Below are 13,276 nucleotides of genomic sequence, written 5' to 3'. Positions count from 1 at the left end.
TTAACATTATCGCCGAAAAAAAGGCCGGCGCAAGCAAAACTTGGCGCCGGCACCCGCCCATTCGCGCAGCCCTCAGGTACTTTCGCGCTGGATGACCTCGAAACCAAGATCCAGACGCACGCTGTCGCCCTCGCCGCGCAGGCGCTCTAGCAAGGCCTCGGCGCTGCGCCGTCCGATGGCCAGGCGCGGCAGCCGCAGGCAGGTCAGCGTAGGCACGGTATGCTGAAGAATGTCGAGGTCGTCGAAACCGGCGATGGCGATGCGCTCGGGCACCTTCCAGCCGCGCCGCTGGGCCTCGAACAGCGCGCCGATGGCCAGCACGTCGCCGGCAAAGAAGATCGCGTCCACGTCAGGCGCCCGATTCACCATGTCGACCATGGCGTGCGCGCCGGCAGCCAGCCCGGAAGGGACTTCCATGATGAGCAGCGGATCCTTGGGCCGTCCCAGCGCCTTGAGCGCGGCCAGGTAGCCGCGCTGGCGCTCGCGCGAGCGGCGGTTGTTGCGGGTTTCCAGGCTGACGAAACCGATCCGTGAGTAGCCGCGCGACGCCAGGTGCAGCGTCATCGCCTTGGCCGCCGCGGCGTTCGAATAACTCACCACCATATCGATGGGCCGGCGGGGAATGTCGCCGGTCTCGATGACCGGCACGCCGGCGCGCTCGATCATCTGCAGCGCCTTGGGCGTGTGGTCGGTATTGTGCAGGATCAGGCCGCACACGCGCTGCGACAGCAAGGCCCCGATCAGCGCCTCCTCTTCTTGCAGGGAATAGCCGCTGTCGGCGATCAGCAGGTGCAGCCCGGCCATCCGCAGTACGTCGGCGGTGCCCTTGACGGTGTCCGCGTACAGCGAGTTCTGGATGCTGGGCACGATCTGGCCCACCACCGTCGAGCGGTTGGAGGCCAGGTTGGCGGCGATGCTGTTGGGGACATAGCCGATCTTCTGGATCGCGTCCAGGACCAGCTTGCGCGTCTCCTCGGAGAGCTTGTGGGGCTCGCGCAACGCCCGGGAAACGGTCATCAGCGATACGCCCGCCGCTTGCGCGACGTCGCGCATGCGGGCTCCCGGCCCTCCTGGACGCGCCCTGCCTTCAGCCACGGACGGACTCCTTTTCGAAATTGCCTGTATCTGACATGCCGGAATCATATACGACGGCAGTCCGATGATAGCGTTATCATATGCACCCGAACGCGCACCCCGGCCCGAGCCGGGCGCGCCATGCCATCGACGGAGGAGCCCCGACATGCCCGACAGCCCTGACATCTATCGCGTGTACGCCATCAAGTACGCCCATCACGAACGTCGTTCGACCGCCAATTTCATCGGTGGCGACAGCCACGACGTGCCGATGCCGCTGGACTACTTCGTCTGGGCGATAGTCGGGGAACACCGCAGCTTTCTGGTCGACACCGGGTTCGACCAGTCCGAGGCCGACAAGCGCGGGCGCGTCATCACGCGGCCGATCCAGGAGGGACTGGCGGCGATCGGCATCGCCACGGAGAGGTTGCAGGACGTGATCCTCACACACATGCACTACGATCACGCAGGCAACCGGGAGCTGTTCCCCCGTGCCCGCTATCATGTGCAGGACCGCGAGATGTCTTTTTGCACCGGGCGCTGCATGTGCCACCGTCCCTTGAACGTGCATTTCGCGGTGGACGACGTCACCAGCATGGTGCACAAGGTCTTCGACGGCAGGGTCGAGTTCCACGACGGCGACGCCGAGCTGGCGTCCGGCGTGTCCGTGCATCTGGTGGGCGGCCACACCGCGGGCCTGCAGGTGGTGCGCGTACACACCGCGCGCGGCTGGCTGGTGCTGGCTTCGGACGCCTCGCATTTCTACGCCAACATCGAGCAGCAGCGCCCCTTCCCCGCCGTCTACAACGTCGGCGACATGCTCGAGGGCTATGCCCTGATCCGCCGGCTGGCGGACTCGCCCGAGCTCATCGTGCCCGGCCACGATCCGCTGGTGCTGGAACGCTTTTCCGCCGAAAAGCCCGAACACGCCGGCTGGATCGTGCGCCTGGACGCACCCGTGCGCCAGCAATGAGAAAAGGCCGGCGCACCTGGCGCCGGCCGGAATCTGGGCGGCCCCGCCGCCCTCGCTGCTCGTCGAGCGGAGGGCTTGGGCCCGTGCTCAGTTCAGCGTCACGTTCGCGGTCTGGATGATGTCCCTGAACTTCACCGTGTCCCGCTTCATCAGCTCGGTGAATTCGGTGGGCGTGATCGTATAGCGTTCCATCCCGGCCGCGTCCAGCGTCTGCCCGCTCTCGTCGGTCGCCATGATGCGGTCGATCTCACGATTGAGGGTGGCGACCACGTCGGCCGGCGTGCCGGCCGGCGCGAGAATGCCGTACCACACGCGCATTTCGTAGCCCGGCAGTCCCGACTCGGCCATGGTCGGTACGTCCGGCAGCGTGGCCATGCGGGCCGGACTGGTCACCGCCAGGGGACGCAACTGGCCGCTGCGGATGAAGGGCAGCACGATGATCGGGCTGCCGAAGGAGAACTGCACGTGCCCGCCGACGAGGTCTGTGACCGCGGGCGCACCGCCCTTGTAGGGTACATGCGTGGTGCTCACCCCGGCCATCATGTCCATCAGCTCGCCCGCCAGGTGGTTGGGATTGCCGGTGCCCGCCGACGAGTAGTTCAGCGCGCCCGGCTCCGCCTTGGCCAGGGCCAGCAGTTCCTGCAGGCTGTTGGCCTGCACCGAGGGATTGACGACCAGGATCATGTCGGACGTGCTGAGCGTGGCCACCGGCACGAAGCCGTCGATCGGGTCGTAGGAGGTGTGCACCAGCATCGGGTTGGTGACGTGCGAGCTGGCGGTCAGCAACAGCGTGTAGCCGTCGGCCGGCGCCCGGGCGACCAGTTCGGTGGCGATCACCGTGTTGCCCCCCGGGCGGTTCTCCACCAGCACCTGCTGGCCGAGCGCCTGGCCCAGGCGCTCGCCGATCACGCGCGCGAGCGGGTCCGCGCTGCCGCCGGGCGGAAACGGTACGATGAGGCGGATCGGGTGGGCCGGGTAGGCGCCTTGCGCCGCGGGGGCCAGGCCGGGCACGGCCATGGCCGCAGCCGCGCAGGCCGCAAGCAGCAGCTCGCGGCGACGAATCTTACTCATGATGGTGTCCCCTCTATATGGTAGCGCTATCAGAAAACGGCGAGGAAGGGCCCGCGTCGGCAGACAGCCCCTCCCGCCGCGTTCAGCGGCGCAGCAGCTTGGTGCGGAGCACGGCGCACAGCTGGCCGTGCTGGTTGTGGAATTCCCGATGGGCGACCAGCAGGCCCATCAGCCCCGACTTGCCCTGCTTGACCGCAGTCTCGCGCACGTAGGCGCTAGCGGTGATGGTGTCGCCCACGACCATGGGCTCGTGGAACTCGTAGTCGTCCTGGCCGTGCACCGTGACCTTGCCGAAGTCGAAGTGCAGGCCGAAGGCCGAGCAGTTGAAGAACACCAGCCACAGCAGCGGCCACGGCGCGACCACGCCCCGGTAGCCGGCCGCCTTCGCGGCGGCCTCGTCGTAGTGGATGGGGTTGAAGTTCTCGACCGCCAGCGCCATCTTGCGCACCGCGCCGTACTCGATGAGCATGGAATCCGGCTCGCCCAGCGAGCCTTCCATGGCCTTCAGGTAGCCCTGCATCTCGGCGATCCTGGGATCGGAGGCATCCAGTTGCGTCATTTGTCCGTCTTCCTATTTTCAGTTGCGCCGCCACGACGCATGCAAGCACGCCGCCCCTTCCAGGGCACAGCGGAGCCGGCTTTGCCGGTCCGCCAGTGCCGCCCCCTGGGGGGCGCGCGTCAGCGCGTAGGGGGGGGCTCCATTCCGCGCAGCGGCAGTTCGGCCACGGCCCCGCCGGGGGTGGTGATGCGGCCGTCCTGATTGACGATGTGGCAATCGACCTCGACGTAGCCCTTGCCGTCCTCGACCCACTTGCGCTTGATCGTGGCGTGGATGTGCGCCAGGTCGCGCGGCATGGTCGAACCGCTGTTGCGGTCCCAGAACGACACCATGCGCACCCGACTGCCCAGCCACTGCGTCACCTCGGTGAGCATGTAGCAGGCCATGAAGGGGCCCGACAGCAGGATGCCGGGCAGGCCCTGCGCCTTGGCGACGTGCTCGTCGTGGTGGAATTCCTGGTGATAGTTGTCGCAGGCGCCCGCCCAGCGCACCTGGTGGCCCACCAGCATCGGGCCCTTGGTCACCACCGGCATGGCCTCGCCTTCGGCGAGGTCCTCGAAGAACCGCTCGGGCGGCTGCCGTGTCTCTACCTTGAACATCAATCTGCTCCTCGGTCGGCGGCCGCGCCGTCGCGCAGCCGGAATTTCGGGATCGTCACCTCCGGCGTGGCGGGCTCGAACACCACCTCGACCGCGTCGCCGATGCGCACTTGATCGTTCGCCGTGCCGACGATGTTGCTGTACATCCGCGGCCCCTCCTCCAACTGGACGAGGGCCACGTTGTACGGCACGTCCTCCTTGAAGCCGGGATGATAGGCCCGGTGGAACACCACGTAGGAGAACACCGTGCCGCGGCCGGACATCGTGGTCCAGGCATGGTCCTCGGACAGGCAGCGCGGGCAGAAGCGGCTGATCGGGTAGCGCACGTGCCCGCAGGCGGTGCAGCGCTGCAGATCGAGTCGGCCGGCGCGGCAGGCGTCCCAGAACGGGCGGTTCTCGTCGGTGAGCGTGGGCAGCGGCTTTGCGTAGTCGGTCATGGTTCTATCCCTTGCGCAGGACCAGCGCGTTGGCGCAGTTCAGCGCCTGGCCGCGGCCGGTCACCAGGCAGACCTCGGCGTCCGGCACCTGCCGGGGCCCGCAGGCGCCGCGCATCTGGCGCACGCCTTCGACGATGTGCAGCCAGCCTTCCATGAAGGACTCGGACAGGTTGCCGCCGGCGGTGTTGATCGGCAGCTCGCCGCCCAGCCGGATCCGGCCGCCCTCGCAGAAGGGCCCCGCCTCGCCCGGCGCGCAGAAGCCGCCGTGCTCCAGCCACAGCAGCACGCTGCTGGTGAAGTTGTCGTAGAGCTGGGCGACGTCGACGTCGCGCGGGCCGACGCCGGCCATGGCGTAGGCGTCCTCGACGGCGCGCTTCTGGTGCGGCGCGTACCACCAGTCCTCGGTGCCGAGGTTCTGCGTGGTGTAGCCCTGTCCCATGCCCGAGAGCAGCACCACCGGCTGGGCCAGGTCGCGCGCCCGCTCGGCGCTGGAGACGATCACGCACACGCCGCCGTCGGACACCAGGCAGCAGTCGAGCAGGTGCAGCGGTTCGACGATCCAGCGCGAGGCCTGATGGTCCTCGACCGTGATCGGCTGGCGCATCACCGCGTCGGGGTTGAGCGAGGCATGGTAGCGGCAGGCCACCGCGATCTCGCCCAACTGGCGGCTGGTGGTGCCGTAGACCGCCATGTGCCGGGCCGCCGTGATCGCGCTGTTGGCCGCGGCCGACATGTAGCCCCAGATCGAGGACGAATCGCCCCAGCCCTGCGCGCGGTCGAAGCGCCCGCCGCCGGTGGCCGCGGCGTCGCCGAACACGCAGGCCACATGCGTGGCCATGCCGGCGTTGACCGCCAGCGCGGCCTGCTGCACCAGGGCGCCCGCGGTCGAGCCGCCCATGTTCATGCTGCCGGTAAAGCGCGGGTCGATACCCAGGGTTTCGCCCAGGCGCAGGTAGTTCAGCGCCGCCTCGGGCGAAGTCTGCCCGGGCAGGGTGAGCAGGCCGTCGATGTCTTCCTTGCGCAACCCGCTGTCGTCCAGCGCGCGCTTGAAGGCGTCGACCGCCAGGCTCACCGCCGACGAGCCGGGCACCTTGCCCTGCGCACTCGCGCCCACGCCGACGATGGCGCAGCGATCGCTCAGCGAATGCATTGCGGGCTCCTGGTGATCGATGGGACCCGATTCATTTCAGTTCTCCATGGCGCTGCGCGCCTTCCACGATGCATGCAAGGACACCGCTCCATCCAGGGTGCCGCGGATCCGGCTCCGCCGGTCCGCCAGCACCGCCCCTGTCAAGTGCCCCCAGGGCCAGGCGTTTCCTTGGGCGCGCGTCAGCGCGTAGGGGGGGACCATCATCGCAGCACCTGTTCGGCTTCGAGTTCGTCGATCTCGGCCGGCGCGAGGCCGAGCAGGTCCTGCAGGATCTCCCGCGTGTGCTCGCCCAGCAGCGGCGCGGGGCGGGTCGGGCGCACCGGCGTCTGCGAGAAGCGGAACGGCAGGTTGTTGTAGATCGATTCGCCCATCTCGGCATGCGGCAGCCGCACCCAGTGCTGGCGATGCGCCAGTTGCGGATCGGTGCGGGTGACGTCGCGCGCGTCCTGAACCGCGCCCGCGGGCACGCCCGCGGCCTGCAGCGCCTGCATGAGCGCCTGGGCGTCCTGCCCGGCGGTCCACTCGCCCAGCAGGCGGTCCAGTTCGAGACGGTCGCGGTAACGTTCGGGCATGGTTTCCCATCCTGCCCCCAGGGCCCACGCCGGCCGCCCCATGGTCTCGACCAGCGCCGCCCATTGGGCGTCGTCCATCACCGTGATCGCGATCCAGCGGTCCGTGCCGGCGCAGGGATAGACGCCATGCGGCGCGGCCCAGGGGTGGACGTTGCCGCGGCGGGTCTGCCGCCGGCCGTTGACGGTGAGGTCCAGGAAAGTCGGCCCCAGCAGGGCCAGCATGGGCTCGGTCTGCGCGAAATCGATGTACTGACCCTGCCCCGTGCGGCGACGGTGGCGCAGCGCGGCCAGCAGCGCGAAGGCGGCGTGGCAGGGGTTGGGCAGGTGGTCGGGGTAGTTGGTGCCGGTGCCGGCCGGGATGCGCTCCGGCAGGCCGCTCAATTCCTGGATGCCGGTGAGCGCCGCGATGCTGCTGCCGGTGCCGCGAAAGTCGCGCTGCGGCCCCTGCGAGCCCTGCATGGACATCGCCAAGTAGATGATGTCCGGGCGGATGCGCAGGCAGTCGTCGGGACCCAGGCCGAACTTTTCCATCACCCCGGCGGCGAAGTTGTTGGCCACGATGTCGCTCTGCGCGATCAGCCTGCGCACGACGTCGAGCGCGCGCGGATGCTTCAGATCGATCGTGATGCCGCGCTTGCTGGTATTGCGATCGGCGAAGTAGCCGCTGCGGTTCACGCCCGGCTTGCCGTCCTTGTAGGGTCCGGCCAGGCGCAGCGAATCCAGGCGGGTGGAGGTTTCGATCTTGATCACGTCGGCGCCCAGGTCGCCGAAGATCTTGGTGGTGTAGGAGCCCGCGCCGATCCAGCAGAAATCGGCCACGCGCAGCCCGGCCAGGGGCAGTCCGGTCGGGGCGCTCATGCTGCCACCCCCATGCTGAACAATTGCGCCGCCTCGGCCCCGGACACGCCGACCTCGGCCAGGACCTCGGCCGTGTGCTCGCCCAGGCGAGGCGCGGGGCGGCTCACCCGCCAGGGCGTGCCCGACAGCACGTAGGGCGCCCCCGGCATGCGCGCCGCGGTTTCGAGCAGCGGATGGGTGAACGGCACGAAGTGGCCGCGCGCCTGGAGCTGGGGATTTTCCAGCAGGTCGGCGGGCGTGCTCACCGGCGCGAGCGGGATCAGCCGCTTCTGGCCTTCGCCGTACAGCCAGGCCTTGGTGTGCCGGCGCGACCAGCGCATGAAAAGCTCGCCGAACACGTCGCGCGCCTCGTCGCTCTTGAGATATGCCAGGTCCGACCACTCCGGGCCGTACAGACGCTCGACGCCTTCCATGCCTTCGTCCTTGAACCATTGCAGGCTGCGCGACCAGGCCGGGCTGTTGCCGATGCCGCGCGAGCCGAGAAAGATGTAGCCGTCCTTGCACTCGAACAGCCCGTAGCCGGCGAAGCGCTGCTCGGCCAGCGGCCGCTGCCTGACGGTGCCTTCGAGGTCGAAGGTCTGGGCCGCGTTCTCCAGCGCCAGGGTGACGCTTTCCTGCATGGAGATGTCGACGTGCTGGCCGCCGCCGCCCTGCTCGGCGTGGGTGACCGCCAGCATGGCCGCCACCGCGCCGTACATCGCCGCGCACTTGAACGCCTGGTCGCCGTGCGCCTGGGTCGGCGCCACGTCGCGGTAGCCGCCCATATACAACAGGCCGCCCATGGCCAGGCCGACCAGATCGGTCGCCGCCATCTGCGCATAGGGCCCGGTCTGGCCGAAGGGCGTGATGCTGGCCACGACGATCTGCGGGCGCGCCTGCGCCAGGTCGTCGAAACCCAGCCCGCGCGCGGCCATCCAGCCCGGCGGCGCGGTCTCGATGACGAGATCGGCCTTGGCCGCGAGCAGGCGCAGCAGGTGCTGGCCGCTGGACGTCTCCAGGTCCAGGCAGATGCCGCGCTTGCTGGTGTTCTGGTAGGCGAAGTTCAGGCTGCGCTCGATGCCGGGCACGTCGCCGATGAACGGCGGCTCGCGGCGCAGCGCCGAGCCGCCAGGCGGCTCGACCAGGATCACGTCGGCGCCCATGTCGGCGAACAGCTTGCCGGCATAGTTGCCCATCGGCCCCGACAGGTCCAGCACCCGCAGGCCTTCGAGCGCCGCGGGCGGCGCTTGGGTGTGCTGCGCTGAACTCATCTCAACGTCCCTTCCAGACCGGCTCGCGCTTTTCCTGGAACGCCACGCGGCCTTCGATGCGGTCCTCGGTGTCCTTCAGGATGCCGTACATGTACTTGTCGATGTGCAGGGCGTGCACCAGCGGCAGGTCCTGCCCCTGCACCACCAGTTGCTTGACCGCGCGCACCGCCAGCGGCGCGTTGCGCGCGATGCGGCGGGCGATGTCCAGCGCGGTGGGCATCAGGTCGGCATGCGGCACCACCTTGCTCACCAGCCCCATGCGCAGCGCCTCCTGGGCGTCGATGATGTCGCCGGTGAGCAGCAGCAGCATGGCGTCGGACTTGGCGATCGAGCGCGGCAGGCGCTGCATGCTGCCGCCATAGGGAATGCTGCCGCGCTTGACTTCGGTCAGGCCGAACTTGGCGTTCTCGGAGGCGATCGCGATGTCGCAGGCGCACAGCAGCTCGGTGCCGCCCGCCAGCGCGTAGCCGTTGACCGCGCAGATGATGGGCTTGTCGGTCTCCAGGCCCAGGAAGGCGCTGCCGGGCTCGCCGCGGCCGAGCAGCAGCTCGGCGTAGCTTTCCTTGGGCGGCATGGTCTTCTTCAGATCGGCCCCGGTGCAAAACGCCTTGTCGCCCGCGCCGGTGAAGATGATGACGTGGATGTCGTCGTCCTTCTTCATGCGGTCGTAGAACGCATACAGCTCTTCGCGCATTTCGGGGTCGATGGAATTCATGGCGTGCGGGCGGTTGAGCTCGCACACGCAGACCTTGTCCTCCACGGTGATATTGAGGTTGGCCATGACCACTCCTGAAAATGGATGATGTAATCGTTATGAAGCCTGGCGCGCGGCTTTCGTGCAATGCCGACTTTTTATGTTAGCGCTAACTAAGTATATCACCCCGGCCGTCGGTGTCAACGCCGGCCGGGATGCCCACTAGGCGATGCCGAGCTTCTCCCGGTAGTCCGGGTCCACTTCGTGGATCGCCTTCAGGCGCTGCAGCTCGGCCAGCCCCATGGCGTCGAACGGCTTGGGCGACTTGGGGCCGGTGCACAGCACGCCGGCCTCGAACAGGGCGTCGATGGCGGCCTCGTCCATGCCCAGGACTTCGCGCATCACCGCTCTGCCGTCCTCGCCGTAGCGCGGGGCCGGCTTGCGGATGCGCACCGCGCGTTCGGCGAGCTTCCAGGGCCGGCCCATGATCGGGCGCACACCCATCGGCTCGGGCAGCGCCACCCGCTCGTGAAAGCCCCGCGCCGCCAAGTGCGGATCGAGCAGCAGGTCGCGGTTGTTGAGCACCGGCCCGCTGGCGATGCCCGCGGCCTGCAGCCTGTGCATCACCGCATGGCCGTCCTGTCCGCGCAGCCAGCCCGCCACCAGGGCGTTCACCTCATCGCGGCGCGCTCGCCGGGCCTCTGCGTCGTCCAGCCCGGCCGGCACGGCCGTGCCGTCGGCGGCCATCAACTGCGCCAGCGCGCGCCACTGCGCGTCGGTCTCGACGGTCAAGGCTACCCAGCGGTCGTCGCCGGCGCAGGGGTAGGCGTCGCTGGGCACGTGCTGCGCGTCTTCGTTGCCGATGCGCTCGGGCTCGGTGCCGTCGATCTGGTACTGCAGCAGAGCTTCGGGGATCATGGCAACGCCCACCTGGTACATGCCCAGGTCGATCCACTGGCCCTGGCCGGTGGCGCGCGCATGGCGCAGCGCGGCGAACAGAGCCGCCAGTCCGGTCCAGCAGGCCAGGAAGTCCGGGTAGGACTGGCCGACCTTCCAGGGCTTGTCGCCACGGTAGCCGGTGTAGCTGGCGATGCCCATGGTGACTTCCAGCGTGGTGCCCTGGCTGGGGAAGTTGCGCCACGGCCCGGTCGAACCGTAGCCGGTGTTGGACAGGCGGATCAGGCGCGGGTTGATGCGCAGCAGCTCGTCCATGTCCAGGCCCCAGCCGCTCATGACGCGCGGCGTGAAGTTGTCGATCACGATGTCGCTGCGCGCGGCCAGTTCGCGGAACACCCGGCGGCCCTCGTCCTGCCCCATGTCGAGCACCACCGAGCGCTTGCCGCGGTTGACCACCTGGAACATGCCCGAGCGGTTGATCGCGTCGACCCGCGTGTCGTTGTCCAGATAGGTCGTCAGCACGCCCTGCCGGGTGGGGTCGAGCTTGCGCGGGGATTCGATCTTGATGACCTCGGCGCCCAGGTCGCTCAGCAGCGCGGCCATGTAGGGCATGGCGATGACGGTGGCCATGTCGAGCACGCGCACGCCTTCCAGCGGCAGGCGGGGCGTGCCGCCGGCAGGCACGATCGCGGGGACCGCCGCCCCACCCGCGCGCTCCAGTGCGGCCAGCACCTCGGCGGTGTGCTCGCCCAGCATGGGCGCGCGGCAGCGCACGCGGGTCGGCGTCAAGCTCATGCTCGCGAGCTCGGCCGGGTAGCGGAAGCTGCGCCCGCTCGGGTGCGGCACCTCGGCGAAGACGTCGCGCTCGGCGAGCTGTTCGCAGGCGAGCAGGTCGGGGGCGGTCTGGACCACGCCCATCAGCAGGCGGCGCTGCGACCCGTCGATGAAGATCTCCTTGGCGTCGCGGTCCCTGACGCTGTCGGCGATGATTCGCACGACCTCGGCCACGTGCTCCGAGCGCTGGCGGTTGCTGGCGAAACGCGGGTCGCGCAGGCGCTCGTCGCGGAACAGGTCGGCGAAGGTCTCGGCCGGCATCGAGCCGCCGGCCTGGAACGACAGGTAGCCGCGGCGCGTCTGGATGGGCGCGCCGGAGAACGGGTCCTGGACCGCCAGGCGGCGGCCCTGGATCGCGCCCATGAAGGTGTAATAGGTCTCGCAGGTGACGAGTTCCGAGACCAGGCATTCCTGCACCGACAGGTCGACGTGCTCGCCGATGCCGTCGCGCTCGGCCGCATAGTGCGCGGCCAGGGTGGCGTAGGCCGCGTTCAGGCCCGCGCCCAGGTAGGCCTGGTTCAGCCCATGCTTGAGCGGCGCGCGGTCGGCCTGCCCGCTGATCTGCATGATGCCGCTCATCGCCTGGTGCACCAGGTCGCTGCCGACGTAGTGCGCGTACGGGCCTTCGCGGCCGAAGTCGGTGACCGAGGTCACGACCAGGCGCGGGTTCCACTCGCGCAGGCGTGCGGCCGATAGCCCCAGCGCGGCCAGTTCGTCCGGCCGGAAGCTTTCGATCACGATGTCGCTCTCGCGCACGAGCGCTTCCAGGCGGGCCAGGCCCGCCGCCGAGCGCAGGTCCAGCGTGATGCCCCGCTTGTTCCAGTTCAGGTAGGCGAACATCAGGCTGCGCTCGGCCTGCGGCCCTTCGTGCACCAGGGGGTGCAGCCGGCGGCCCGGGTCGCCGTCCTCGGGTTCCACCTTGATCACCTCGGCGCCCAGGTCGCCCAGCAGGCGCGCGGCGAACGGGGCGGCGATGCCCTGGCCGAGATCCAGGACGCGCACGCCCTCCAATGCAGCGGACATGGCGATTCCTCAGCCCTTGAGCAGCTTGCGCGCGATCAGGATGCGCTGGATCTCGCTCGCGCCGCCGCCGATCTGGGTGTGGCGCAGCAGGCGGTAGAACAGGGTGAGCGGCAGGTCCAGCGATTCGCCCATCGCGCCGTGCACCTGGATCGCGTGGTCCACGCAGCGCGCGCCCCATTCGCTGGAGCACAGTTTGACCAGGGCGGCCTCGGCGCGCACGTCCTCGCCGTTGTCGGCGCGCGCGGCCATTTCGTAGGTCATGGAGCGCAGCGCCTGGATGTCGATGTGCATGTCGACCAGCTTCCACTGGATCGCCTGGCGCTCGGACAGCGGCTTGCCGAAAGTGACGCGCTGCTTGGCCCAGTCGACCGACATGTCCAGCGAGCGCTGCATCTTGCCCAGGGCATAGGGCCCGCGCAGCAGGCGGTCGTGGATGGTCAGCCAGCGCTGGCCCAGCGTGAAACCCTTGCCGACTTCGCCCAGCACGTCCTCGTCCGGGACGAAAACGTCGTCGAAGTGCACGACGTGCTGCTTGGCCTCGGTCGACAGCCAGGTGCGGATGCCCGGCACTTCGACGCGCAGGCCGGGGTTCTTGCGGTCCACCAGGAACATGGTGATGCCGCCGCGCTGGCGCTTCTCGGGGTCGGTCACGGCCTGGACCATGAGGAAGTCGCACTCGTTCGCGTTCGAAATCCACATCTTGGTGCCGTTGAGCACCCAACCGTCGCCCTTGCGCACGGCCCGCGTCTGCATCATGCCGCCGGGGTCCGAGCCGGCGTTGGGTTCGGTCTGCGCGAAGGCGGTGACTTTCTCGCCCTCGATCACGGGCTTCAGGAAACGCTCGACCTGGTCGCCCTTGCACTCGTACAGAATGTTGGCAACGTTGGCCAGCGGCAGCATCACCGGCGTGTAATACAGTTGCTCCAGAATGGCCACCTGGGCCAGCATGGGAAGCCCCATGCCGCCGTGCGCTTCCGGCACCATCAGATACCACAGCCCGGTATCGCGCGAGACCTTCTCGATGCGCTTGGCCACTTCGGGCGAGAACGCTGCGCGGATCGCCGGCAGTTCGCGCATGCCGTAGGCGTGCTTGGGGCTGGCCAGCCACTCCTGCTCGAGCGGCATCAGTTCGTCGTGCACGATGCGCCGCGCAACCTCGCAGAACTCCTCGATTTCCGGTGGCAGCCGGTATGACGCGCTCGCAAGCGCGGAATCCGAACCATGCATCTTCAGGTGCTCCTCTGTCTGTATTGGGAATTCGGGGGGATGAAAACAAGAACGGGGA

12 protein-coding genes are annotated in these 13,276 nt (G+C 68.9%); 1 reads left to right on the top strand and 11 read right to left on the bottom strand.

The genetic code is table 11. From position 1 onward, the window contains the following. Positions 1-72: 72 nt before the first annotated feature. Positions 73-1,053, bottom strand: coding sequence for a LacI family DNA-binding transcriptional regulator (locus FOZ76_RS18375; RefSeq protein WP_246129614.1), 981 nt, complete (start codon positions 1,051-1,053; stop codon positions 73-75). Positions 1,054-1,240: 187 nt separating this feature from the next. Between FOZ76_RS18375 and FOZ76_RS18370 the strand changes: the two genes are divergently transcribed. Continuing rightward, entirely contained in the window at positions 1,241-2,047 is an 807-nt protein-coding gene (locus FOZ76_RS18370) for an N-acyl homoserine lactonase family protein (RefSeq protein ID WP_143949742.1), read from the top strand. An 87-nt stretch (positions 2,048-2,134) separates the two neighbouring features. Here FOZ76_RS18370 and FOZ76_RS18365 read toward each other — a convergent pair whose 3' ends face one another. From FOZ76_RS18365 to FOZ76_RS18320, 10 genes are all read right to left on the bottom strand, one after another. Further along, positions 2,135-3,118, bottom strand: a complete 984-nt coding sequence (locus FOZ76_RS18365; RefSeq protein ID WP_143949741.1) for a Bug family tripartite tricarboxylate transporter substrate binding protein — start codon at positions 3,116-3,118, stop codon at positions 2,135-2,137. 82 nt (positions 3,119-3,200) lie between these two features. Next, positions 3,201-3,677, bottom strand: a complete 477-nt coding sequence (locus FOZ76_RS18360) for an FAS1-like dehydratase domain-containing protein (RefSeq protein WP_143949740.1) — start codon at positions 3,675-3,677, stop codon at positions 3,201-3,203. Between the two features lie 119 nt (positions 3,678-3,796). Continuing rightward, complete coding sequence (locus FOZ76_RS18355; RefSeq protein WP_143949739.1) at positions 3,797-4,276, bottom strand: MaoC family dehydratase; 480 nt, start codon at positions 4,274-4,276, stop codon at positions 3,797-3,799. Beyond that, positions 4,276-4,713, bottom strand: a complete 438-nt coding sequence (locus tag FOZ76_RS18350) for a Zn-ribbon domain-containing OB-fold protein (RefSeq protein WP_143949738.1) — start codon at positions 4,711-4,713, stop codon at positions 4,276-4,278. The genes FOZ76_RS18355 and FOZ76_RS18350 overlap by 1 nt, the downstream gene beginning before the upstream one ends. A 4-nt stretch (positions 4,714-4,717) precedes the next feature. Beyond that, on the bottom strand, positions 4,718-5,863 hold the full coding sequence (locus tag FOZ76_RS18345; protein WP_143949737.1) for a thiolase family protein: 1,146 nt from the start codon (positions 5,861-5,863) through the stop codon (positions 4,718-4,720). Positions 5,864-6,063: 200 nt separating this feature from the next. Then, the gene (locus FOZ76_RS18340; protein WP_143949736.1) at positions 6,064-7,293 is read right to left on the bottom strand and encodes a CaiB/BaiF CoA transferase family protein; all 1,230 of its coding nucleotides are present in this window, start codon (positions 7,291-7,293) and stop codon (positions 6,064-6,066) included. Further along, on the bottom strand, positions 7,290-8,543 hold the full coding sequence (locus FOZ76_RS18335; protein ID WP_143949735.1) for a CaiB/BaiF CoA transferase family protein: 1,254 nt from the start codon (positions 8,541-8,543) through the stop codon (positions 7,290-7,292). Before FOZ76_RS18335 ends, FOZ76_RS18340 begins: the two co-directional genes overlap by 4 nt. 1 nt (position 8,544) lies before the next feature. Continuing rightward, positions 8,545-9,324, bottom strand: coding sequence for an enoyl-CoA hydratase/isomerase family protein (locus FOZ76_RS18330; protein ID WP_143949734.1), 780 nt, complete (start codon positions 9,322-9,324; stop codon positions 8,545-8,547). A 135-nt stretch (positions 9,325-9,459) separates the two neighbouring features. After that, a complete protein-coding gene (locus FOZ76_RS18325) occupies positions 9,460-11,991 on the bottom strand; it encodes a CaiB/BaiF CoA transferase family protein (protein ID WP_143949733.1) in 2,532 nt (843 codons plus the stop codon). Positions 11,992-12,000: 9 nt separating this feature from the next. Next, positions 12,001-13,218, bottom strand: a complete 1,218-nt coding sequence (locus FOZ76_RS18320; RefSeq protein ID WP_143949732.1) for an acyl-CoA dehydrogenase family protein — start codon at positions 13,216-13,218, stop codon at positions 12,001-12,003. Positions 13,219-13,276: the final 58 nt, after the last annotated feature.

This window comes from Verticiella sediminum (assembly GCF_007558815.1).
GTDB lineage: Bacteria > Pseudomonadota > Gammaproteobacteria > Burkholderiales > Burkholderiaceae_B > Verticiella > Verticiella sediminum.
This window is presented reverse-complemented; position numbering and strand designations above follow the sequence as displayed.

What these genes read in the sequence shown, in the direction of transcription:
- FOZ76_RS18375 (WP_246129614.1), bottom strand. Translation starts at nt 1,053, where the DNA reads ATGCGCGACGTCGCGCAAGCGGCGGGCGTATCGCTGATGACCGTTTCC.
- FOZ76_RS18370 (WP_143949742.1), top strand. Translation starts at nt 1,241, where the DNA reads ATGCCCGACAGCCCTGACATCTATCGCGTGTACGCCATCAAGTACGCC.
- FOZ76_RS18365 (WP_143949741.1), bottom strand. Translation starts at nt 3,118, where the DNA reads ATGAGTAAGATTCGTCGCCGCGAGCTGCTGCTTGCGGCCTGCGCGGCT.
- FOZ76_RS18360 (WP_143949740.1), bottom strand. Translation starts at nt 3,677, where the DNA reads ATGACGCAACTGGATGCCTCCGATCCCAGGATCGCCGAGATGCAGGGC.
- FOZ76_RS18355 (WP_143949739.1), bottom strand. Translation starts at nt 4,276, where the DNA reads ATGTTCAAGGTAGAGACACGGCAGCCGCCCGAGCGGTTCTTCGAGGAC.
- FOZ76_RS18350 (WP_143949738.1), bottom strand. Translation starts at nt 4,713, where the DNA reads ATGACCGACTACGCAAAGCCGCTGCCCACGCTCACCGACGAGAACCGC.
- FOZ76_RS18345 (WP_143949737.1), bottom strand. Translation starts at nt 5,863, where the DNA reads ATGCATTCGCTGAGCGATCGCTGCGCCATCGTCGGCGTGGGCGCGAGT.
- FOZ76_RS18340 (WP_143949736.1), bottom strand. Translation starts at nt 7,293, where the DNA reads ATGAGCGCCCCGACCGGACTGCCCCTGGCCGGGCTGCGCGTGGCCGAT.
- FOZ76_RS18335 (WP_143949735.1), bottom strand. Translation starts at nt 8,543, where the DNA reads ATGAGTTCAGCGCAGCACACCCAAGCGCCGCCCGCGGCGCTCGAAGGC.
- FOZ76_RS18330 (WP_143949734.1), bottom strand. Translation starts at nt 9,324, where the DNA reads ATGGCCAACCTCAATATCACCGTGGAGGACAAGGTCTGCGTGTGCGAG.
- FOZ76_RS18325 (WP_143949733.1), bottom strand. Translation starts at nt 11,991, where the DNA reads ATGTCCGCTGCATTGGAGGGCGTGCGCGTCCTGGATCTCGGCCAGGGC.
- FOZ76_RS18320 (WP_143949732.1), bottom strand. Translation starts at nt 13,218, where the DNA reads ATGCATGGTTCGGATTCCGCGCTTGCGAGCGCGTCATACCGGCTGCCA.